Genomic DNA, 22,640 nt, shown 5'->3' on the forward strand with positions numbered 1-22,640 from the left:
GTGTTTCATGTGCAATGAAATGACTTTCATGAGACCGCTCCCGGCGCGCTCTGCGCTCAGATCGGCAGCGGCGCGTCCTGCTTGAACTGGTGCATGACGATCTGGCTCTGCACCCGGGCGACGGTGGGATGGGCAAGCAGCACGTCGTGGATCAGCCGATGCAGTGCTGCCAGATCCGCGCAGTAGACGCGCAGCAGATAATCCGCCTCCCCCGTCAGGGTCCAAGCGGAGGTGATCTCGGGCTGCAAGGAGACGAGGCGCGAGAATTGCTGCGCCGGTTCCGCCCCGTGTCGCTGCATCTGCACCTGCACGAAGGCTTGCACGGCAAGCCCAAGCCGCGCCGCATCGAGCCGCGCGCCGTAGCCGCGGATCAGCCCCTCGGCCTCGAGCCGCTGCCGCCTCCGCCCCACTTGGCTTGGCGACAGGTTCAGCCGCTCGCTCAAGTCCTGCGAGGTTAGCTGGGCATTCTGCTGCAGTTCCGCGAGCAGGCGTTTGTCGATATGGTCGATCATGCGGAGATTTAGCGCCGAATTCCACCTGGATGCAATATTTGCGCAAAAATTGGCGCCCCTATGCGCTACTTCGCGCGGAACGAGCATTCGTCCCAGGTTACCTTCTTCTTAGCGCAAACAGGAGGAGAAACCCATGGGACCGTTCCCCCACGACGCCCCGCAATCCACCATCACCGAGGAGAATCCCGCTGGCACGGACGGGTTCGAATTCGTCGAATTCGCACATCCCGATCCGCAGGAACTGCGCGACCTCTTCGCGAAGATGGGCTATGAGCATGTAGCGAACCACAAATCGAAGCCGGTCGAGCTTTGGCAGCAGGGCGACATCACCTATGTCATCAACGCTGACCCCGACAGCTTCGCGGCCCGTTTCGTGGAAGAGCACGGGCCCTGCGCCCCCTCGATGGCATGGCGCGTCGTCGATGCGCGGCACGCCTTCGATCACGCGGTGAAGAACGGCGCGGAGCCCTACGAGGGCACGGACAAGACCGTCGACTGGCCCGCGATCAAGGGGATCGGCGGCAGCCTGATCTATTTCACCGACCAATATTACGACACCTCGCCCTATAACGAGGAATTCGACTGGCTGAAGACGTCGAAGCCGAAGGGCGTGGGCTTCTATTATCTCGACCACCTGACCCACAATGTCTTTAAGGGCAACATGGACAAGTGGTTCAACTTCTACGGCGATCTTTTCAATTTCCGCGAGATCCGGTTCTTCGACATCGAGGGAAAATATACCGGCCTCTATTCCCGGGCGCTGACCTCGCCCTGCGGGCGCATCCGCATCCCGATCAACGAGGATCGCGGCGAAACCGGCCAGATCGTCTCCTATCTCAAGAAGTACAAGGGCGAGGGCATCCAGCACATCGCCGTGGGCGCGCGCGACATCTACGAGGCGACCGACGCGATCGCTGATCGCGGCATCCGCTTCATGCCTGCCCCGCCCGAAACCTATTACGAGCTCAGCCATGACCGCGTGACCGGGCATGAGGAGCCGGTCGATCGGATGAAGAAGCACGGCATCCTGATCGACGGCGAGGGCGTCCTCGGCGGCGGCGAGACCAAGATTCTGTTGCAGATATTCTCGAAGACGGTAATCGGGCCGATTTTCTTCGAATTCATCCAGCGCAAGGGCGACGATGGGTTCGGCGAAGGCAACTTCAAGGCGCTCTTCGAGTCGATCGAGCGCGAGCAGATCGAAAGCGGCGAACTCGTCGCCGAATGATCGCGCCACAAATCCAAGTTGCGACGGGGCAGGCTGGAGCCTGCCCCGTATGCATTTCGGCGGCGCTGCGGGCGGAACCTTGCCGCTCAGCGAAATCCAAAAGCGCGCACCACGCCGAGCAGAGCCTGGCGAGCTCGACGATCGGTCCGAGCCGGTAGAGTTGTTTGGGTCCCGAGGCCTGCGGCACCATGCAGAAAGTTCGATCAACTCACCGTTATCGAAGCTGAAGGTCCGGAATTCCTCAGGTGAATGCTGCCGTCTTCCTTTGATAGCAAATAGGTATTCGAGAGAATTTATTTTTCAAAAAGACTTTCCTGTGCGCCCGGGGCCGGATCGCAAGCCCTCCGGCCCCAATTACAAACAGGCGGAGATTTTCATGACGGAACCTTCTATCGAAATCGAATACTTGGATGACGGGGCGATCCGACTGCGCAAAGGCGCGTGGTCGGACAAGGTGCCGCGGTCGCAGATTGAGCGCTGGGCGGACCATTATGAGTTGATGCATCGAAATAACAGCAATGCCGGGTATCTCGAAATGGCCCGCGCGCTGCGGGAAGCCAGGGCGAAGTTTCTGCTTTGATTGGCTGAGCGGACAGAGAAAAATCCGCTGAGAAAAACCTGAAAGAGTGCGCCGAGGCAGATCAGTTGGGCCTTGTCGGCGTCCGCTCTTTCCTTCCGAATCCACAAATCGTAAGCTTCGGCAAAACGGCTCAGAATACGCCATCGGGATCGGCGCAAAATAAACTGAACTTGTCAGGAGGCGAAGATTGGATCAGCTGCGTGTAATCGAAGACCGCTTGCAGCGCCTTAATGGGGTCACCGATTGGAAATTCGCCTTGGGTTTGCACATTCGCTTTGCCAATCCGACCCTGAGCTATGTGACCTACCCGAAAGAATGGGTGGATTACTACACCGAAAAACAGCTCGTTTTCGTGGACCCGACCGTCCGATGGGCGATTTCCAATCAGGGTATTTGCGATTGGGCGGACCTCTCCGACGGCGATGAGAGTGACGTGTTCGGCGCCGCTTCGCGTTTTGGATTGCGTTACGGGAAGGTCATTGCACTTGGGGAATTGGACCGTTCCATTGGCTTCTTTGCCCATCCTTCTCGTCCGATCACGCAGGAGGAGATCGAGCAGGCTCAATCGCTAATGCAGGAGCTTCACGACGTCACCCGCGATGCGTTGGACATGTCCGATAAGGAGCTCGAGGAGCTTCGCCAGATCCCGGTGCAGCCCTAAGCCGGAGTTCTTGGGCCAGACCCCAGAGACCCCAATACCAATGCCAATCTAGCAGAGCCGCAGAGTCTAATGGGCTGCCCGCGCCCGAGCAGTTGCGGTGCGGGCAGCCCCCGATGTTGCGAGCGGCGTTTACCGTCAGGCGGCGCGGATCTGGGACGGTTGGTCCCGCTCCACCCACGAACCGTTTTGATAGCGCGCCGTGATCCGGCCCGCATCGTCCATCGCCTGCAGCGACAACCAGCCATTGTCGAACAGCGCCTTGAGCTGCGGATGCCGCTCCAGCACCTCGGTGATCGCCTCGGTCGGGGCCGCGACGACCACCGAGAGCCGCAGCGGATCATGCCGCAGCCGCTCGCCGTCATGCATCGATTGCATCGGCAACCCGACCCGCAGATCGCCGCCATTACCCTCGAACACACCGATGCCGCCGACCACGTTGTGCAACAGCTTGTTGCCCGCCCCGAATACCTCGGGCGCGGTGGCGGAGCCGTTATATTGCAGCGCGATCCAGCTGGTGACGACGGCAGGGGCGGTCAGGATCAGCTCGAGCGTGGAAAAGCCCGCATCCTGCCGCCAGTCGTAATCGTGCAGGAAGGCTCGCCCACCCAGATCGCAGCCCCTGCTCCGCGCCCTGGGGGCCACGATGAAGGCGCGGCAACCGGCCAGCCCCCATTCGGGCCGCAACTCGGACCAGTCCTTGCCCCGCCGGGGCAGATCTGCCCCCGACCCGGCGCGGGGGAGGGCCTGCGCCCGCGCCGTCCGGGCGATCTGGCCCGCCTTCGCGAGCGCTGTTTGCAACTGCGCCAGATGCGCCCGTGGCACCGCAGCCGTCCCATCCTCGAACAGCCGTAGCTCGTCGCTGACTGTATCATGCAGCCCGGCAAGGAACCGCGTCTCCGGCGGGATCGCGATGCCGTTCCGGGACAGTCCCTTGCGCACCACCGGATCGTTGAGCAGTTCCGCGAGCAACCGCGCGTTCACATCGCCCGCATGGCCGCCACAGGCCCCGCATTGCAGCGCGCTCGCATGCGGTGCGTTGGTGACATGCGCGCCGTGACCCGCGATCAGGACCAGCGGCGCGAAATCGGAGGTGAGCGACATCGCCTGCAGCACCCGGCCCGCCAGCGCGATCCGCTCATCGGAGGGCAGGTCGAGCGCGGGCACGGGCTCGGGGGTCGGTGCCGTTTCCTGCGCCATCGCCGAACCGAAAAGCTTGCCCAGATACAGCGGCCCGGCCGCTTCCACGAAGGCGAAGGACGACACCGCGGCCAGCTTGAACCGGCCCCAAGCGCGGGTGGCGCGCCGGGCGATCCGCGCGGCCTGATCGGCCTTGTCGCTCACCGCGACTTGCGACTCGACCCCTGTTTCCAACAGCACCGGCGCCCGCGCGTCGCGCTGGTCCGAGGCCAGCCGGCGATGGGCGATCGGCAGACCGAAGAAGCCCGCGAAGCCGCGCGTCTGCACGCCGGGATCGGCGGCTTCCAAGGCCCGCCGGAAGGGTTCGGACCGCACGTCGATGCAAAAGACCGCCTGGATGTCGGGTGCCTGTGCGCCGGTCCGTTCGTCCGCCGCTGCGAGCGTTTCCGCCAAGGCCCGTTCTTCGGCCCGGTCCGCGGCCTCTTGCAGTGCAAGATCGATGCGCAGATCGAGGCTCGGATTCAGCGGCGCGGCATGGTCTTTCAGCGCCCGCGTCCAAGGGACGGAGAGCCGGTCGCGGAAACACTCCAGCAGCGCCACCTCCCATGCGAGCCGGATCACCAGCATCTCGAACGCCAGCGCATTGCGCTCTCCCTTCAGCCCGTCCGCCCAGCCAAGCCCGCGCGCATATTGCGCCCAGCCTCCAAGGCTCATCGCGAGCCGATGCAGGTAGAGTGGCGCGGCCTCGGTGCTCAGACCAAGCCGTCCCGTCAGTTCCGCGAAGGCGGCGCGCGCATCCGTGGGCAGGCTCGCCGCGAAGGCGCAGAAGCCGCGCAGCCCGTGCAGACCCGGCGTCAGGTCGCGCAGCGCGAACGCCCGCCACGCCTTGAAGGCCGCGCCCTCCGGCGCAGGCCAGAGCGCTTGCCCCTTGTCGAAATGCCCGCCGGCCCAGAGACCGACCCGGTCCGCGATCAGCGCGGGCCAGTCCTGTCCGGTCTCCTTCGCGGCCAGATCGGCCAGCGTCGGATCGGGCCGATACGCGGGCGAGGGAGCGTGAAGCGCCTTTCGCACCTGATCGGGGTCGAGCCCGGCCTCGATCGCGGCGGCCGAAATGTCCTGCAGCGTGAGCCGCCCGGCCTCTATCCACTGGGCTATTGCCTCGCGCGGGGCGGTCGTCCGGGCGCCCGCCACCCGCGCCAGCCGGGTCGCGGCCTGAAGGCGGCTCTCTCCGGCCTGACCGAGATAGGGGTTCACCGCCACCGTCGCCTCCAGCCCGAAGGCGGGCGGGATCTGAGCCAGCGTCTTTTCGGCTGCGGCAAAGAGTTGCAAGGTCGCGCCGGGGAATTGATAGCTGTGGAAACTCATAGCCTTAACCTTTCTTGAGGGGCGTCTGCCCGATCAGCCGATCGGTGAGCGCATTAAGATAGAGACCGTTCATGAGGTGGACCCGCAGCCCCGCCGCAGCCGGATGGCTGCCCCAGAGCGGGAAGGTCGCCTGCGCCCAGGCCGCGAGGCCGAAGCCTGCGATCGTCAGGAGCATCACCAGCCAGATCAGCGGGTCGGCCGGGGGCGGGGGCGGCAGGGTGCCCGCCGAGAGCGCATTTGCCCCCCAATGCAGCGCGAAATAACCAAGGGTCGCGCCCAGAGACATAAGCGTCGTGCGCCAGAACAGCGGCCACGGCGCGGCCTCCGCCAGCCCCTGCGCGATCAGGTAGGCGACGCCGAAGACGAGGATCGCCCCCAACGCGATCGCCTGTGGCGGCTCGTGCCAGAGCCCAGAGAGCGCGAGCGCCCCGCCGTAGATTGCGAGCGAAAGAAGGAAGGCGCGCAGCACCGCTCCGGCGCCCGGCACCGCGACCGGGCCGGGCCGGCGCTGCTGCGCCACCGCGGCGACCGCGCTGCCCGAGGACAGGAAGGCATGCGCCTTGTAAAGCGAATGCGCCACGATATGCAGCAGCGCCAGCGGAAACAGCGCCAGTCCGCATTGCAGCACCATGAAGCTCATCTGTGCGCAGGTGGACCATGCAAGCGAGGTCTTCACCGCCGATTGCGTCGTCGCCACTGCCGCCGCGATGAGTGCGCTGAGCCCGCCGACCAGCGCCAGCACTGCGAGGACGCCGGGCGCGGCGAGCATCACGTCGGCAAAGCGGATCAGCAGGAAGCCCCCTGCATTGACCACGCCCGCATGCATCAGTGCCGAGACCGGGGTTGGGGCCTCCATCACCTCGGTCAGCCAGCCATGGGTCGGGATCAGCGCCGATTTGAACACCGCAGCGACGCCCAGAAGCCCCGCCACGACCCAAAGCGTCTGCGGCCCTTGCCCGTTGCGCGCGGCCTCGAGGATGCGCGCGATGTCGGTGGTCCCGAAGCCATAGGCGAGAAGGCTCACCGCGACCAGCAGGGCACCGCTCCCGACCAACCCGCTGAGCGATTTCTTCCGCGCGGCGCGTTGCGCGCCGGGGCGCTCGGGATAGAACAGCAGCAACCGGTGCAGACCGGTGCCGACCGCGATCCATGCGATCACCAGCTGGAACAGGTTGCCCGCCACCACGAGCGCCAGCACACAGGCGAGTGTCAGGCTCATCCAGCCCATGAACCAGCTTTGCCGCGCTTCGCCATCGAGCGCGACCCGCGAAAAGCGCAGCACCACCCAGCCGACGAAGCCGACGGTCAGTCCCAGCGAGATGCTGACGATGTCGATGCGCGCAGAGAGACCGACGCCCGCCATGCCTATGAGCGGGCTCGTCGTCGGCCCCGACAGCGCAAGCGTCACCGCCGCGCTCACCGTCGCGAGCAGCCCCAGAAGTGAGGCCAGCTCCGGCCCACGCAGTCGCGCTCCGGCCCGCTCCGCAGGCCTCAGAAGCAAATCAGTGCCGACCGCGATCAAAAGCGCAGCGGGCAGCAGCAAGAGATAAGACATGGCAACCTCCAGTTCGTTCCCGGGAGAGGTAGCGGCGGCTTAGTGTGAAGAAAAATTCATTGTTTGTGGGTTTTCGTTCTGTTTAATAGAACGATGTCAGAGTTGAACTACCATCATCTGCGCTATTTCCACGAAGTCGCGAAGGACGGGAACCTGACGCGCACGGCGGAGCGTCTGAACGTCTCGCAATCGGCGCTCTCGACGCAGATCCGCACATTCGAGGCACGGATCGGTCACCAATTGTTCGAGCGGCGCGGGCGGCAGTTGGTGCTGACCGAGGTCGGGCATATCACGCTCGACTATTCGGAGCGGATTTTCGAGGCGGGCGAAGAGCTTGCGGCCACGTTGCGACAGGCCTCGGCGGGACGTCAGGCGGTGAGGATCGGCGCGCTCTCCACGCTTTCGCGCAATTTCCAGATCGGATTTCTCGCGCCGCTCATCGGGCGCACGGATGTGGAGATCGTGCTGCGTTCGGGCAACGGGGGCGTCCTGTTCGAGGCGCTGCAGGCGATGGCGCTTGACGTGGTGCTGACGACGGAGCCGCCGGCACGCGACGTGTTCTCGAGCTTCGTCGCGCATCGCGTCGCCGAACAGAAGGTCTTGCTGCACGGCACGCCGCACCGGCTGCGGCATGCCACGCTCGAGGAGATGCTGAGCGAGGAGCCCGTGATCCTGCCGACCGACAGTTCGATCCGGACCGGCTTCGACAGCCTGATCACCCGGCTCGGGCTGCGTCCGCAAGTGGCGGCGGAGGTTGACGACATGGCGATGATCCGCCTTCTGGCCCGCGAGGATGCGGGGCTTGCGATCACGCCCGCCGTCGTTCTGGCCGACGAGCTTCGCGACGGGTTGCTGGTGACCGCACCGTTCGATCTCGATATCGGCGAGGATTTCTACGCGGTGACGCTGCAGCGCCGCTTTCCGAACCCGGTGGTCACGGACCTGATCGAGAAGGCGCGGGAGGCAGAGGCGTCCGGTCGCGGTTGATCCAGGGAACCGCGGGACAATGGCGCGCGCGACCTTGCTGGACAAGAACGCGAAAAGGCGGCTCGAAAGCCGCCTTTTCTTTTGGTCTCGAGCCCAGTCGGTCTCAGTAGACGCCGTAGGTCGTCTCGTCGAGCTTGTCGTAGATCTCCGAGCGCGCAAGCGCGGCCAGCGCGTCCACATCGGTCGTGTCCACCTTGGCGAGCAGCCCGTCCCACTTGTCGACGAGCGCCTTGAACTCGGTGAGGATCGCTTCGGGATCCTTCACGCCGCGATCCTTGGCATTGGCGATCAGCGTGGCTTCATCGGCGACCACGAATTCGGCCAGCGCGTCTTTCAGGGCCTGATCCGGCTCGGCCACGGCCATGCCGTTCTCTTTTGCCGAGTTCACGGCCTTCTCGACATCCTTGTCGAAGGCGATGCGGTGCTCTGCGAGGTAATAGGCCATCTCATTGAACAGCACGCGGCGGTTCTCGGGCGAGATCGACTGCCAGAAGGCGACGTTGTAGCCCCATTCGAACCCGGCGTAGTAGTTGCCGATCGCGAGCGTGTTCATGTCGGTGACGACATCCTTCAGGCTGAAGCTGTCGAGCGCATCCGCCGCCGCGACCGCACAATCGAGCGAGCCGGCGTCAAGCCCGGTATACATCTCGCTCGACGGCATCGAGACCGGTACGGCGCCTACGAATTCCGCGAAGCGCGACCACGCGCCGCCCGCCATGCGCAGGCGCTTGCCCTTGATATCGGCCAGCGTGCGGACCGGGGTGTTGCACTGCATGAAGTACTGCGAGGTCGAATAGCCCCCGCCATAGACCACACCATTGGCTTTCCACTCCGCCAGCTGGGCGGGGTTGGTCAGGCCGAACTCGGTCGAGGCGAAAGCCATGACCAGCGGGTCGGTGTTGTAGAAAGCCATGTTGCCGATGAGATTGTCGATCGGCAGCTCGGAGGGGGTGTAGGTCCCGGCGTGATAGGTGACCTGCGCGATCCCGTCGCGCACGCCCTGCAGCGAGGAGGCCGGCGGCAGCAGCGAGCCTGCGGAGAACACGGTGAAATTGATCTCGCCATCGGTCTCTTCCGCAACCTTCTTGGCGAATTCCACGTAGGGGCCGCGCACCATCGAGTGGCGCTCGGCGAAGAAATGGTTGGCGTTGTAGTCTGCCGCGCTCGCCACGGTCGCGGCGGTCATCATCGCGAAGGCGATCGCCGCGGTCTTCATCGTCGACGTCATGTTCACAGGTTTCCTCCCTTTGGAACGGTAAATGAGTTGTCGTTTCACCCGGCCATCAGCGCGGGCAGGTAGAGGCTGAGCGCCGGAAACGCGATCAGCAGGATGAGCGTCAGCAGGTCCATCGCGATGAACCAGGTCGTGCCGGAGATGATGTTGCCGAGCTTCACCTTCCCCGACAGCGCGCTGTGCAGGACATAGAGGTTGAGCCCCACAGGCGGCGTCACGAGGCCGATCTCCAGGAGTTTGATCGTGATGATGCCGAACCAGATCAGGTTGATGTCGGCGGCTTCCAGCACCGGCAGCAGGATCGGCAGAGTCAGCAGCATCAGGCCGATCGAGTCGATCACCATGCCGAGGATCACGAACAGCCCCGCCACCATCAGGATGATCACCACCTTGTCGTCGGAGACGGCGAGCATCGCGTTGGTCAGCGAGCGCGGCACGCCGGACAGCCCCATGAAGCGGGTGAACATGATCGCCCCGATCGACAGGAAAAAGATCGAGGAGGTGGCGACGACCGTCTGGCGGATCGCGGCGCGCATCGCCTCCCATGTCAGGCTCCGGCGCAGCAGCGCGATCAGAACGGCGAGAGTCGCTCCCATTCCGCCCGCCTCGGTCGGTGTGAAGAAGCCCCCGAATATGCCGCCAAGGACGCCCATGATCAGGACCGGGAACGGCCAGACCGACCACAGCAGGCTCAGGAAGCGGCGCATGTCGAACGGCTCGGCGGTGCGCGGGGCGAGTTTCGGGTTCACCGCGCAGCGCATGGTGATCATTCCCATGTAGATCAGCGCGGATATCAGGCCCGGCACGACGCCCGCGATGAAAAGCTGGCCGATCGACTGCTCGGTGAAGATCCCGTAGAGCACCATCAGGATCGACGGCGGGATCAGCGAGCCGAGCGTGCCCGAAGCGGCCACAACGCCGGTCGCGAGCGACGGGTGATACTTCGCGCGCAGCATTTCGGGCACGGCGATGCGCGACATCGCGGCGGTGGTCGCGATGCTCGAGCCCGACGCCGCCGCGAACAGTCCGCAGGCGCCGACGCTGGCCGAGGCGAGACCGCCCGGCACCCGCGCCAGCAGCATCTTAAGCAGGTCGAAGGCGCCACTCGTCAGCCCGGTATTGGCGGCGACGAAGCCCATCAGCAGGAACATCGGGATCGCGGTCAGCGACCAATCCCCGATGAAGCTGAAGGGCAGGGCGCTCACGATGCCGAAAGCGGCGGTCAGGTTCAGCATCGATGCGATGCCGATGAAGGAGACGATCATCAAGGCGATGCCGATCGACATCCGCAGCGCGAGAAGTCCGAACAGGCTCGCGACGCCGATCCACCCAATGGTCAACATGCTCATGCCGCGGACTCCGTATCATGCAGTTTGGTGACGGGTTTGCCTTGCACAAGCAGCACGGCGCGCAAGAGTGCCGCCACGGCCGCAAGCCCGAAACCCAACGGCAACATGCAACGGGCGGGCCAGACGATGATCTCGCGGCTGCCCATCACGACTTCGCCGACCTTGAAGGCGCGGACCGCGTCGAGACCCGTGCGCCACGTCATCACCGACAGGATCGCCGCGGTGGAGAAGAAGGTGATCAGCAGGCTGATCCGCTTGAGCCAGTCGGGAAAATGGTTGAACAGCAGATCGACGCTGATCTGCTCGTCGTCATATTCGACCAGCGCCATCGGCAGCATGACGATCGCGACCATGTAATAATAGGACGAGATCTCGACCGTTCCCTGGATCGGGGCGTTCCAGAACACCTTCAGCACCACGTCGAGCGTGATGTTGCCCATCATCACGATGATGCCCAGCCCGCCTACGAGCATCAGCCCGTGAGTCAGTCGCCGAAACGCTCGATCAATGAATCCTCTCTGCACCGGTCACCTCCCCGCGATCTTGTGCGCCGGCCAGAGCATTCCTGACGGGGACTACCTATTCAAATAGCAAAGCTTGATCGGGTGATCGCGGTTCGTTATCGCTCCGGGGAGGACGGCAGGGAGAGATACTCATGAGCCCAACGCGCATCGGCATTCGCCACCTGCGCTACACGATCGCGGTCGCGGATGCGGGTGGTTTCCGCGCCGCCGCCGAGGCGCTCAACATCGCGCAGCCGGCGATCAGCAAGACGATTCAGGACACCGAGACCGATCTGGGTTTCGCGATCTTCCGGCGCAGCGCGACTGTGTTCGAGATCACCGAGGCAGGACGGATCTTTCTGGAGGATGCGCGCCTGACCCTTGCCACGTTCGAGCGCACGATCCGCGCCTCGCGGCAGAACGCGCTCGGCGCGCGCGGGCATATCATCGTGGGCTATTCCGCACTGGCCTCGTCGTCGCAGATTTCCGCCGGGCTGGATCGGTTCCACCAGAGCTATCCGGGCTGTCAGGTGGAGATGCACGTGATGTCGACGGACACGATGATGCGGAACCTGAAATCGGGCGAGATCGATATCGGCTTCCTGCTGGCGCATGACAGCGTGCAAGACCCGGCCGTCTCGCAGGAGCCGATCTGGTCCACCCGGATCGGCGTCGTCGTGCCGCGCGATGTCGAGGCGCTGTCGCTCGAGGCGCTGCGCGAGCGGTCCTTCGTGATGGGCCTGCGGGAAAACTGGCGCTCGTTCCGGGCCCTGCTCGACACGGCCTTCGCACAGGGCGGTCTCGATCCGGTGGTCGTCGACGAAGCGTGGGACGTGCAGGTGATCTTCCAGCGCGTCGCGGAGGGGCGGGGCCTGACCTTCTACCCGATCAGCGCCGCCGACAGTCTGCCGGCCGCGCTGAAAATTCTCCCGGTGCCGGGCTGGAGCCCGGAGCTGACGATCGCGATGGCCTGGAGCAAGGTGGTCGACACGAAATTGCTGCAGGATTTCCGTACGATCTTCCTAGGCTGACACCGCGGCCGGGGTGATCCAATTTCGCGATCACCCGATCACACAAGCCTATTTGAACCTCGCGGAACACCTGACGTCTTATGGCGCCGCAAATGCCGACTGCCAGTGTGAGACCCGATGGATTACGATACCGACCCTGCGCCCTTTGACCTCAAGGGCTCCCGCACGGGTGTGCTGTTGCTGCACGGGTTCACGAGCACGCCCCAAAGCGTGGCTCATGTCGCACATGGCCTGCATCGGCGCAGCGGGGCGAGCGTCCGCGTGCCGCTGCTGGCCGGTCACGGCACGACACCGGAGGAACTGGCGCAGACCGGATATCGGGACTGGCTGGCCTCGGCGGAGGCGGCGCTCGCGGCGCTGCGGCAGGAGTGCGACCGGATCGTTGTGGCGGGGCTGTCTCTTGGCGGGACCATCGCCCTCAACCTCGCGATCCGCTTTCCTGATCGGGTCGATCGCGTCGTGACGATCAACGGCTCGACCGGGCTCTATCGCCCCGATCAGGTTGCGAGCCTCTTCGGCGATCGACCCGAGCCGTTCCAGCGCGGCATCGGTTCGGATATCCGCCATCCCGACCGGCGCGAAATCTGTTACGACCGGATTCCGTCCACCACGATGCGCGAACGCTTCGTGCTGACCTGTGCCACGGGCGCGATGCTGCCGGAGTTGCGCCAGCCGATCCTGGTCTTCCAGTCCCGCATCGATCATGTCGTCGCCCCCGAGAATGGGCTGCGGATCCTGCGCGATGTCGGATCTTCGGATGTCGGACTGGTCTGGCTGGAGAACTCGTTCCACGTCGCGACCCTCGACCACGACCGCGATTTGCTGGTCGAGAAGATCGGGGAATTCATCCTCGCGAACAGGCGATAAAGCGCGCGCAGCAGGGAAGTATCTGGCAGGAGTGTTTCTCCATCGACCTGAAGTCGCCCCAGCGTTGCATGTATTTCAACGGGCAAGGGCTGCAGCTCGGCCCTGAGCCGCCACCGTTGGAATTTTAGGGGCATATCACGAACGCACGCAAATTCGTGAATACTTGCGAAAAAACAAAACCCGTGCAAACCTCGCCTATACAGGGGGAGGAGAGTGGGTTTCCGCTTTTGAGGAGAAGCTGGAAGCCTTGGCGATCACGCCGTCTCACGAAGTCGCGATGTGCTTGGAGGAGTGCCATCGCGTGTTTTCGACCTCCCTCTCATTCGGCCCCGCGTCCGTCGGGGTCGCAACCAAAACGGGGAGGAACCATGAAACATCTGACCACTCGCAGACATGCGTTGCGCACTCTTGCGGCGGCGGGCGCTGCCAGCCTTGCCGCGCCGCATATCGCCTCGGCCCAAGCCAACGGCACGACCTGGAAGATCCAGACCTCGTGGCCGGGCGGTGTCGGCCTTCAGACCTTCAAGGACTGGTGCGCCACCATTCAGGAAAAGACCGGCGGCGAGCTGGCCTTCCAGCCTTTCGGCGCCAATGACGTCGTGGGCGACTTCCAGCTTTACGACGCGGTGAAGAACGGCGTGCTCGACGCGGTCAACCCGTTCACCATCTACGTGCAGGGCATCATCCCGGCGGGCGTGTTCCTGACGTCCTATCCGCTCGGCCTGCGCAATCCGCACGAATTCGACGTGTTCTATTACGGCCTCGGCGGGCTGGAAATGGCGCGCGAGCTTTATGCGGCGCAAGGCATGTATTTCGTGGGCCCCGTCCACCACGGCCCGAACATCATCCACTCGAAGGTGCCGATCCGGTCGATCGACGACTTCCGCGGTCGCAAGATGCGCCTTCCCGGCGGCATGGTCGCCGACGTCTTCGGCGAAATCGGGGCGGAGACCACCGTGCTTCCGGGCTCGGAAATCTTCCCCGCGCTGGAGAAGGGCACGATCGACGTGGCTGACTATGTGGGCCCTGCGGTGAACTACGCGCTCGGCTTCAGTCAGGTGACCAGCTATATCTCGATGGGTCCGCCCGGCATGATGTCGCTCTACCAGCCGGTCGACATCATGGACATCACCGTGGGCATGGACGCCTGGAACAAGCTCAGCCCGCAGATGAAGCAGTTCGTCGAAATGGAAACCCACGTCTATTCCGACATGCATCACGCGGCGATCCAGAAGGCCGACCAGGAAGCCTGGGCAAAGTTCGAGGCCGACGGGACCGAGGTCACGCGCCTCAGCCAGGACGATGTGGAGCTGATGACCGAAGTCGCCGTCCCGATCTGGTTCAAGTACGCGAACCGCGACAGGGACAGTGCGCGGATCTTCAAGACGCAGCTCGATTACATGATGTCCGGCTCGCTCGGCTATGTGACGCCCGATCTGGTCGACGGGCTGGAACTGAAGCTCTGATTTGATCTCGAAGACAGTCTGACGGGCCCGCCCTCTGGCGCGGGCCCGGTTCAACTGATGGCCGGGCATGTCCCGACAACAGGGGGTGGGCAATGCCCAATATCGACTTCACTCTACCGCATTGGGCCTATTGGGCAGGGTTGATCCTGTTTCCGATCATTGCGGCGTCTCTGGCCAACAGGCCACGCAAGACGGAGCGGCGCTATTCGCTCTCCTTGGGCTATTTCATTCTCGTGACCGGGGGGATGCTGGGACTGCATCGCTTCTATGTGAAAAGCCTGCTCGGCTTTCTCTTCATTCCGGTCTTCATCGCCATTCTTTACGCGAATGCACAGGGCCATAACGCGCGCGGCACGGTTTCGGACATGTCGAACGTGGTGCGTATGGCCGAGCGTTCTCTGAGCCGCGAGCAGGAGCGGGTCGACACCGCGCAGGCCGATCTTCCGAAGCTGCGCGAGGAGCTGGCCGCCGCCGAAGAGGGCAGCTTTGCGCAGAAGCGCGCGCAGCGAAATGTCGATCGCGCCGAGAAGCGGGTCGCGGATGGCGAGTCGCTGATCGAACAGGCTCAAGCCGATCTCACAGAGGCGCGCCCGAAGAGGGACGCCGCCGCCGCCGTGCTCGCAAAATGGCGCAGCATCTCGAAATACGCTTTCTGGGTGCTGCTTGCGGGGATCGTCATCGACGCGCTCCTGCTTCCGATGCTGGTGCGGCGCGCCAACGCCTCGCTGCCCGAGCATGACGAGGAAAGCGAGGTCGAGCGGCGTCTCGAAGCGCTCGAGGAAGAGGAGATGAAAGACGATTCCCGCCATGTCTCGAAAGGTTGGACAGGCTGGATCGATCGGATTTCGCTCAAGGCGGGCGAGTTCGTCAGCTATTGGGCGATCATCGCGGTCTTCGTCTATTACTTCGAGGTCATCAGCCGCTACGTCTTCAACAGCCCGACGAACTGGGCGCATGAGGCGATGTATCTGATGTTCGGGATGCAGTACCTGATCTCGGGTGCCTACGCGATGCTGACCGAGAGCCATGTGCGCGTCGACATCTTCTACGCGCCGCTGTCGAAACCCCGCAAGGCGTGGGTCGATCTGCTGACTTCGGTCTTCTTCTTCATCTTCGCGGGCACGCTTCTGGTGACGTCGTGGATCTTTGCGATGGATGCGATCGCCGTGCCCACGGGCAACGGGCTCATCTCGCAATGGGCGCGCGGCGAAATTCCGACCGGCGAGATGCTGGCGAACTGGAATCTCGGACAATGGACCGATGCGAATGTCCGCTGGGGCGAGATCAGCTTCAACGAATGGGAGGTGCCTCTGTGGCCGATGAAATGGGTCATGGTGATCGGCGCTCTGCTGCTTGTTCTGCAGGGCATTTCAAAATTCGCGCAGGATCTGCGGGTCGTGATGGGCAGGGGCTGATACATGGGACTTGAGATTGGAATTGAGTGGCTGACACTCATCATGTTCGGCTCGCTGGTCGTCCTGCTGATGGCAGGGCTTCCACTGGCCTTCGTCACGGGCGGTCTGGCCTGTGTCTTCCTGTTCGTGCTGGGCGACGAACGCGCGCTCAATATCGTGCCGAGCCGCATCTTCCCGCTGATGACGAACTACCAGCTCTCGGCGATCCCCTTGTTCATTTTCATGGCGTCAATGCTGGAGAGAGCAGGGATCATCAACGAGATGTTCGACGTCATCTACAAGGTGCTGGGCGGTGTGCGCGGCGGTCTGGCCGCGGCCACCATCATTGCCTCGACGGTGCTTGCCGCGATGGTGGGCGTGATCGGCGCTGCGGTTGTGACGATGGGGATCATCGCGCTGCCGGCGATGCTCGATCGCGGATATAACGCAAAGATCGCGATGGGCTCGATCATGGCGGGCGGCACGCTCGGCATCCTGATCCCGCCGTCGATCCTCGCGATCATCTACGCGGTCGTGGCCGAGCAATCGGTGGGCGAGTTGTTCATCGGTGCGGTAATCCCCGGCCTTCTCCTGTCGGGCATGTATGTGGCTTACGTGCTGATCCGCTGTGCGATCAACCCCGAGATGGGCCCGCCGATCCCGCCGGAAGAACGTATCACGGGCCGCGAGAAGATCCGCCTGATGAGCAACATGTCGGCGCCGATCTCGCTGATCGTGATCGTGCTGGGCGTGATCTTCACGGGTGTCGCGACGCCGGTGGAAGCCGCGGGCATCGGCACTTTCGGCGCGATCATCGTGGCCGCCATCCACCGGAAGCTCGACTGGCAGACGATCCGCGAGGCCGCGATCACGACGCTCAAGGCCTCGGCGATGGTCATCTGGATCATGTTCGGGGCGACGATCTTCGTCGGGCTCTATGTGCTCGAGGGAGGGCAGCAATTCGTGCAGAACGCGCTGGAGGCGACCGGGCTCGGGCCGTGGGGCATCCTGATCATCATGCAGCTCGTGCTGATCATTCTCGGGATGTTCCTCGACTGGGTCGGCATCCTGCTGCTCTGCGTGCCGATCTTCGTGCCGATCGTGAAGGCGCTTGGGGCCGAGGCCTTCGGGCTGAGCGATCCCGACGATCTCGTGCTGTGGTTCGGGGTGCTCTACCTCGTGAACATGCAGATGAGCTTCCTCTCGCCGCCCTTCGGCTACGCGCTGTTCTATCTGCGCGGGGTGGCGCCGCCGGAAATTCCGATGGGCGACATCTTCCGCTCGGCGCTGCCGTTTCTCGCGCTTCAGGTGGTGGGGCTGCTGCTGTGCATGTTCTTCCCGGAGATCATCATCTGGCTGCCGAAACTGGTCTACGGTTGATCACTCGCATCTAGTCTAGGACACACGAGAAGCCCCGCGCCGTGTCGCGGGGCTTTTCATTCTGGCTGATCTGCCGCGATTTCCGGATCGCATGAGCACTCACGGTTCTGCCAGCTCGGCGCGACGGGCCTCGAGGGCTTGGATGAGCGTATCGGCCACCGCCCGAACCCTGCGCGATGCCGCGAGATCGGCGTGGATTGCCATGTAGATCGGACGCTCCATCGCAGATCCGTTGGGGAGCCGATCCGCCAGGAGCCTGAGCCCTGCCTCGCGGGCAAGAAGGTGCGGCAGCACGCCCACGCCCACGCCGCGCGCCACCGCCTCGACCTGTCCCGCCAAGGTGTTGACCGCCAGGCGCGGCGCTTGGTCCGCCCCGAAGGCACGGGCCCACTCGACCTGCAGCTTCACCCCGCTCTCCTCGGGAAAGGGGAAGGTCACGAAGCGCTCGGGTCGGGCCCCGCTCGGCGGTCCGTAGAGGCCTACCCCCAGAACGCCCACTTGACGCACCAGAAGGTGACCATGTTCTGGGCGCAACAACCGCAGCGCCAGGTCGGCGTCGCGACGATGGAGATTGACGACTGCGGCACTGAAAAGGATTTCCACATCGAGCCCGGAATGTCTTGCCAGCAACGGCGCGAGCGCTGGCACGATGACGGGCGCGACGATGGTCTCGAAGCTTGCCAGACGCACGAGGCCCGCTACTTCGGCCTCCGCTCCCGCGCCTTGAGAAAAGCCCTGTATCGCCTGCTCTGCTTCTTCTGCACGCGGCAAGAGCGCCTCGCCCTGATCGGTCAGACGGTAGCCGCTCTGGTGGCGCAGAAAGAGAGGCACGCCGAGCGCTTGCTCCAGCCGATCGACGCGGCGCGATACCGTCGCGACCCCAAGGCCAAGGGTCTGGGCGACCCCGGAGAGGGTGCCCGTCCGCGCCAGAGCGAGGAAAATCCGCGTGTCATCCCAATTCAGCCGCAAAGCTTTCTTCCAATTTTGGAAAACTGATTGCCAGTATTATCTCTACGCCTCCCAAAATGAAAAGCGTAAACAGCCGGCGTCTTCCCATCGGATGAGGCCATCATGTCCGCAATCGACTTCCCTCCAGCGAAACGCTCCATGTCAGACGGCAGTGCGCTCTCCCTAAGCGCGCTGGCGGCAATCTTCTGGGGCACCAATTTCGAGGCGACCCGCGTCGCTCTCGAATATCTCTCTCCCTGGACCGCTGCCGCGAGCCGCTTCGCGATCGCAGCGGTTGCGATCGTGATCTGGCTTGGGGTTTCGCGCGGGATCAATTTTCAGGTGCTCAAGCGTAACTGGCCCGCCTTCGCGGTTCTCGGCGTCGCCGGGGTCACGGGCTTCAACGCCGCCCTCTTTCTGGGGATGCAAAGTTCGAGCCCGGTCACCGCTGCACTGATCATGGGCACGACGCCGCTGACGACCAATCTGCTCGATGCGCTGGCTCAAAGACGCCTGCCGAAAGGGACCGCGATCGTCGGAATGATCGTGAGCTTGGTCGGCGTCGCTATGACGGTCGGAGCGTTCTCGGGAACGCGGTTCTCCGGCGGCGACATTCTCATCCTGATCGGCAGCATCGGCTGGTCGCTCTACTCCATCGGATGCCGCAGTTGGGTTCGCGAGGCATCTGCGGTGGAAACCGCGACCTGGACAATGGTCTTCGGAGCGTTCGGGCTCGTGGCGATCTCCCTGTTCGTCGGAAATCCTGTGCGAGAACTGGTGCAGTCGGGGTCGGTCACCCAGTTGCTGGTTCTCTACATGGCACTGGGCGGCTCGGTCCTGGCCTATCTGTTCTGGCAGGTCGGCATTTCGGTGCGGGGGCCGGCCGCGACCTCGGTCCTCTTCAACCTCGTCCCTGTCGCCGCGCTTCTCGTCGCGATCACCTTCGGGCGGATGCCCGGCTGGCAACAGATTCTGGGTGTGTTCGTCGCCATCCTCGGCGTGTTGCTCGCAAGCGGCCGGCTTCGTCTGCCCGGTTGCAACTGAGGATGCCCTCAGCCGAACTTGAAGCTTCCGTGATGCCTTCGGCCGGAACATGGCTCTGGCTGAGGGGCGTCAGATCGCCCCCAAGAGAGCATCTGTCCCATGAAGAACCTGCTCTGGCGTCTCGCGTGTCGTCTCCGAAAACGACGCCGCTTCACCGACCCGCGAGACCTCCCGCCTGCACTCCTGCGCGACATCGGTCTCGAGGCGCATCTTTCTCGGTCGGGTATTCGAATGAGCGGGCCGAGGCCCAACCGATCAATGCCGCCCGAAGCCGATCGCTGCAGATGAAGCTCGATTATCCCGGTTGATCGTCCCGATGAGCTGGCTCAGCCCGACCATATCCGGCCGGGCTGAGCCGTCGCTTCCGGGAGGTGCGTGGGCTCAGTCGAGCCCATTCGCGCGTGCAACGAAATCCGCGAGATGCGGCACGTAATCTTCAGGGCCGTCGCCGCCGGTGGCCATTGCCATCGCGAAGGCGTTCTTGGCCGTGCTGGCGAGCGGGGTTGCGACAGTGGCGGCATTCGCCATCGACTCGACGTAGCGCAAATCCTTGTAGGCGTTGGCGAGGGTGAACTTGTGCGCCTCGCGGTTGCCCTCGAGCGCGTAGCCCATGAAGGTCTGGTAGAAGCCGCAATCCATCCGGCCGCCCCGGATCACCTTGTCGAACTGCTCGATCGGAATGCCCACCTTGCGCGACAGTGCGAGGGCTTCGGAATAAAGCGCGGCATAGCCCAGCGAGATGAAGTTGTTGAGCAGCTTCATGCGGTGGCCGTCGCCAAGGCTGCCGACGCGTACGATCTTGCCCGCCCAGGTGTCGATCACGGGCTCGATGCGCGCGAACAGCTCTTCATCCGCGCCGACCATGCAATCGAGCGTGCCTTCCCAGGCCTCTTTCGGGGTGCGGCTGAGCGGCGCATCCGCATAGGCGACGCCGATCTCTTGCATGTCCTCTGCGAGCTTCATCGTCACGGTCGGCTCGCCGGTCGAGCAGTCCACGATGACGCTGCCCTCTTTCAGGCCCGGAGTCAGCTTTGCGACCGCCTCGGCGGCTTCCGGCGCGCCGGTGAGGCACAGGAAGATAATCGAGGAGCGCGACGCGAGGTCTTCATAGGAGGTCGCCTCGGTCGCCCCGCGCGAGACCAGGTCCTCGATCGGCTTGCGGTTGCGGTGGGCGATCACGGTCAGCGGATAGCCTTTCTCGACGATGTTCTTGGCCATGCCGTGGCCCATCAGGCCGGTGCCGATGAAGCCGATGGTTTCCTGGGTCTTAGTCATTGGATACTCCGCTTGGGTCGATAGGTCGTGAAATTCGGATCAGAGATTGAAGCGCTCCCGCAGGTCGGCGACCTGCGCCGGGGTCAGCGGGCGGATCGCGTGGCCCTGCAGGGCGAGGAACAGTTTGGAGGTCTCCTCCAGCTCTTCGGCGGCATATTGCGCGTTCGACAGGCTGGTGCCCGCGACGACAGGGCCGTGATTGGCGAGCAGCACCGAATGATGCGCGCTGGCGAGCGAGCGTACGGCCTCGGCAAGTTCGGGATCGCCCGGCGCGTAGTAGGGCACGAGCGGCAGCTTGCCCACGCGCATCACGTGATAGGCCGTGAGCGGCGGCAGCACGTCCTCGGGATCGATGTCGCGCAGGATCGAGACGGCCGTCGAGTGGGTCGAGTGCAGATGGATCACCGCGCCCGCTTCCTGACGCTCGTCATACATCGCGAAATGCAGGAAGGATTCTTTGGTCGGCTTGTCGCCCGAGACGAAGTTGCCGTCCCGGTCGAAAAGGGAGATCCGGGCCGGATCGAGTGTGCCGAGCGAGGCATTGGTGGGCGTCATCAACCAGCCGCCATCGGGCAGCCGCGCCGAGATATTGCCGGAAGACCCGGCGGTAAGGCCGCGATCGAAGAGCGAGCGCCCAATGGTGCAGATCTGGTCGCGCAGGCGCGTTTCGTCAGACATGTTCGGCCTCCGGCTCCAGCAGGTCCCACGCCTTGAGGAAGAAATCCTCGGCGCCGAAATTGCCTGATTTGAGCGCGAGCGCGAGGCGCGGGCCGGAGAGGCTCATCGTCCACGGCACGCCGGGGTCGATCTCGGGGCCGATGTCGAGCAGGCGCACACCGAGCGCCGTCGTCACCGCGCCCGACGTCTCGCCGCCCGCGATCAACATCCGGGTGAACCCGGCGTCGCGCAGGCGTTCGGCGACCGCGGCCAGCGTGTCTTCGACTAGTGCGCCGGAGGCGTCCCGGCCCAGACGGGACTGGATCTTGCCGAGCTGCGCCGGATCTGCGCTGGAATAGATCAGGGGGGTGCTGTCGGCGGGTTGTGCGATGGCCCAATCGGCGATCTCATCCGCGCTCTGTCGGCCTTCGGTCAGCGCCTCCACGTCGAGCGCGAGACTCGGCAGCCCTGCCGCCTGAGCGGCCGCGATCTGGCCGCGGGTCGCGACCGAGCAGGAGCCCGCGAGGATCGCGCTGCGGCCCTCCGGGGCTGGCATCCGATCCGAGGCGCTATGCGCGTCGCTCTGGTCGCGAAGCGCTGCGGCGAGGCCCAGACCGATGCCCGAGCCGCCGGTGATCAGCGGCATCTCCGCGCAGGCCGCGCCGAGCGTCATCAAGTCCGATTCGTCGATCGTGTCGGTGACGACGACGCGGGTGCCAGCCGCGCGGGCGGCCTCAAACGCCTTGCGCAGCGCGGCCTCTCCCTGCCTGATCGTCGTGACGTCGATCAGGCCGACTTTCAGCGTCGTCTGCCGCCCCAGAACCCGCACCAGATCGGGGTCGCGCATCGGGGTGAGCGGGTGGTCCTTGAGCGGGCTTTCCGACAGCAGACGGTCGCCCACGAAAAGGTGGCCCTTGTAGACCGTGCGCCCGGTCGCCGGGAAGGCGGGGCAGGCGATGGTCAGGGTCGTGCCGGTGAACTCCATCAGGGCCTCGGTGACCGGCCCGATATTGCCGTGGTCGGTGGAGTCGAAAGTCGAGCAATATTTGAACATCAGGCGTTGCGCCCCGGCCGCGCGCAGGGCTTTCGCCGCTTTCAGCGACAGTTCTACCGCGTCGCCTGCCGGAATGGTGCGCGACTTCAGCGCGACCACCACCGCATCGGCGCCCGACAGGTCCATTTGCGGCCCCGGCAGGCCGATGACCTGCCGCGTCTTCAACCCGCTGCGTGACAGCATCAGGCACAGGTCAGTGGCGCCGGTAATATCGTCGGCGACCGCTCCGATCAGCATGGAAATTCCTCCCTCGGTCCACAGATCGCCGATCGCCCCGACGGCGCGGGACGGCGATTTCACATAGCCCTTGCCAAGCCGTTGCGGCTCGGGCTAACGATGTAATGACAACGCTATCATTCCAGCAATGCAAGCGCAAGACGGACGCTGGAAGGGGGCAGGTTGAGACTAGAAAT

General features: G+C 64.3%; 20 protein-coding genes. 10 read left to right on the plus strand and 10 right to left on the minus strand.

Features of this window, described 5'->3' with window-relative positions; translation table 11 throughout:
• Positions 1-56: 56 nt before the first annotated feature.
• Positions 57-512, minus strand: a complete 456-nt coding sequence (locus DEM26_RS03215) for an Lrp/AsnC family transcriptional regulator (RefSeq protein ID WP_075777564.1) — start codon at positions 510-512, stop codon at positions 57-59.
• A gap of 133 nt (positions 513-645) precedes the next feature.
• On the opposite strand from DEM26_RS03215, the gene hppD reads away from it, so the two are divergent.
• The 3 genes from hppD (at position 646) to DEM26_RS03230 (ending at position 2,981) form a co-directional block, all read left to right on the plus strand.
• Complete coding sequence (gene hppD / locus DEM26_RS03220; protein ID WP_088735143.1) at positions 646-1,740, plus strand: 4-hydroxyphenylpyruvate dioxygenase; 1,095 nt, start codon at positions 646-648, stop codon at positions 1,738-1,740.
• A 49-nt stretch (positions 1,741-1,789) separates the two neighbouring features.
• Positions 1,790-2,320 (plus strand): hypothetical protein, encoded by a 531-nt coding sequence (locus tag DEM26_RS20175; protein WP_146194426.1) that lies wholly within the window; start codon positions 1,790-1,792, stop codon positions 2,318-2,320.
• A gap of 187 nt (positions 2,321-2,507) precedes the next feature.
• On the plus strand, positions 2,508-2,981 hold the full coding sequence (locus DEM26_RS03230; RefSeq protein ID WP_109171687.1) for an autoinducer binding domain-containing protein: 474 nt from the start codon (positions 2,508-2,510) through the stop codon (positions 2,979-2,981).
• Positions 2,982-3,116: 135 nt separating this feature from the next.
• On the opposite strand, the gene DEM26_RS03235 is transcribed toward DEM26_RS03230, so the two are convergent.
• A complete protein-coding gene (locus DEM26_RS03235) occupies positions 3,117-5,483 on the minus strand; it encodes a YbcC family protein (protein ID WP_109171688.1) in 2,367 nt (788 codons plus the stop codon).
• A gap of 4 nt (positions 5,484-5,487) precedes the next feature.
• On the minus strand, positions 5,488-7,038 hold the full coding sequence (locus DEM26_RS03240) for a proton-conducting transporter transmembrane domain-containing protein (RefSeq protein ID WP_109171689.1): 1,551 nt from the start codon (positions 7,036-7,038) through the stop codon (positions 5,488-5,490).
• Between the two features lie 93 nt (positions 7,039-7,131).
• Here DEM26_RS03240 and DEM26_RS03245 point away from each other — a divergent pair, with 93 nt between their 5' ends.
• A complete protein-coding gene (locus DEM26_RS03245) occupies positions 7,132-8,025 on the plus strand; it encodes a LysR family transcriptional regulator (RefSeq protein ID WP_088719241.1) in 894 nt (297 codons plus the stop codon).
• A 103-nt stretch (positions 8,026-8,128) separates the two neighbouring features.
• Here DEM26_RS03245 and DEM26_RS03250 read toward each other — a convergent pair whose 3' ends face one another.
• Genes DEM26_RS03250 through DEM26_RS03260 form a run of 3 tightly spaced genes read right to left on the minus strand, consistent with a single transcriptional unit; the run spans position 8,129 to position 11,132 of the window.
• On the minus strand, positions 8,129-9,253 hold the full coding sequence (locus tag DEM26_RS03250) for a C4-dicarboxylate TRAP transporter substrate-binding protein (RefSeq protein WP_109171690.1): 1,125 nt from the start codon (positions 9,251-9,253) through the stop codon (positions 8,129-8,131).
• 44 nt (positions 9,254-9,297) lie between these two features.
• Complete coding sequence (locus tag DEM26_RS03255; RefSeq protein ID WP_088722064.1) at positions 9,298-10,608, minus strand: TRAP transporter large permease; 1,311 nt, start codon at positions 10,606-10,608, stop codon at positions 9,298-9,300.
• On the minus strand, positions 10,605-11,132 hold the full coding sequence (locus DEM26_RS03260) for a TRAP transporter small permease subunit (RefSeq protein WP_146194427.1): 528 nt from the start codon (positions 11,130-11,132) through the stop codon (positions 10,605-10,607). The genes DEM26_RS03255 and DEM26_RS03260 overlap by 4 nt, the downstream gene beginning before the upstream one ends.
• A gap of 131 nt (positions 11,133-11,263) precedes the next feature.
• On the opposite strand from DEM26_RS03260, the gene DEM26_RS03265 reads away from it, so the two are divergent.
• The 5 genes from DEM26_RS03265 (at position 11,264) to DEM26_RS03285 (ending at position 17,249) form a co-directional block, all read left to right on the plus strand.
• Positions 11,264-12,142, plus strand: a complete 879-nt coding sequence (locus DEM26_RS03265) for a LysR family transcriptional regulator (RefSeq protein ID WP_109171692.1) — start codon at positions 11,264-11,266, stop codon at positions 12,140-12,142.
• Between the two features lie 117 nt (positions 12,143-12,259).
• Positions 12,260-13,009, plus strand: coding sequence for an alpha/beta hydrolase (locus tag DEM26_RS03270; RefSeq protein ID WP_088727137.1), 750 nt, complete (start codon positions 12,260-12,262; stop codon positions 13,007-13,009).
• 368 nt (positions 13,010-13,377) lie between these two features.
• Positions 13,378-14,475 (plus strand): TRAP transporter substrate-binding protein DctP, encoded by a 1,098-nt coding sequence (gene dctP, locus DEM26_RS03275; RefSeq protein WP_088727136.1) that lies wholly within the window; start codon positions 13,378-13,380, stop codon positions 14,473-14,475.
• Positions 14,476-14,567: 92 nt separating this feature from the next.
• The gene (locus DEM26_RS03280; RefSeq protein WP_088719236.1) at positions 14,568-15,890 is read left to right on the plus strand and encodes a TRAP transporter small permease subunit; all 1,323 of its coding nucleotides are present in this window, start codon (positions 14,568-14,570) and stop codon (positions 15,888-15,890) included.
• A gap of 3 nt (positions 15,891-15,893) precedes the next feature.
• Entirely contained in the window at positions 15,894-17,249 is a 1,356-nt protein-coding gene (locus tag DEM26_RS03285; RefSeq protein ID WP_075776423.1) for a TRAP transporter large permease, read from the plus strand.
• A gap of 99 nt (positions 17,250-17,348) precedes the next feature.
• Here the strand turns inward: DEM26_RS03285 and DEM26_RS03290 are convergent, their stop codons facing one another.
• Positions 17,349-18,218 (minus strand): LysR family transcriptional regulator, encoded by an 870-nt coding sequence (locus DEM26_RS03290; protein ID WP_199224623.1) that lies wholly within the window; start codon positions 18,216-18,218, stop codon positions 17,349-17,351.
• A 102-nt stretch (positions 18,219-18,320) separates the two neighbouring features.
• Between DEM26_RS03290 and DEM26_RS03295 the strand changes: the two genes are divergently transcribed.
• Complete coding sequence (locus DEM26_RS03295; protein WP_233243008.1) at positions 18,321-19,241, plus strand: DMT family transporter; 921 nt, start codon at positions 18,321-18,323, stop codon at positions 19,239-19,241.
• A gap of 381 nt (positions 19,242-19,622) precedes the next feature.
• On the opposite strand, the gene DEM26_RS03300 is transcribed toward DEM26_RS03295, so the two are convergent.
• From DEM26_RS03300 to otnK, 3 genes are read right to left on the minus strand one after another with little or no spacing between them, the layout of a single operon-like run.
• Positions 19,623-20,516 (minus strand): NAD(P)-dependent oxidoreductase, encoded by an 894-nt coding sequence (locus DEM26_RS03300; RefSeq protein WP_088727134.1) that lies wholly within the window; start codon positions 20,514-20,516, stop codon positions 19,623-19,625.
• Positions 20,517-20,555: 39 nt separating this feature from the next.
• Positions 20,556-21,194, minus strand: coding sequence for a 3-oxo-tetronate 4-phosphate decarboxylase (gene otnC / locus DEM26_RS03305; RefSeq protein ID WP_088719234.1), 639 nt, complete (start codon positions 21,192-21,194; stop codon positions 20,556-20,558).
• Positions 21,187-22,464 carry a 3-oxo-tetronate kinase gene (otnK, locus tag DEM26_RS03310; RefSeq protein WP_109171694.1) on the minus strand — a complete coding sequence of 426 codons (1,278 nt, stop codon included), beginning with the start codon at positions 22,462-22,464 and terminating at the stop codon, positions 21,187-21,189. The genes otnC and otnK overlap by 8 nt, the downstream gene beginning before the upstream one ends.
• Positions 22,465-22,640: the final 176 nt, after the last annotated feature.

The sequence above is a fragment of the Thioclava sp. NG1 genome (assembly GCF_003122275.1).
GTDB classification, from domain to species: Bacteria; Pseudomonadota; Alphaproteobacteria; order Rhodobacterales; family Rhodobacteraceae; genus Thioclava; species Thioclava nitratireducens.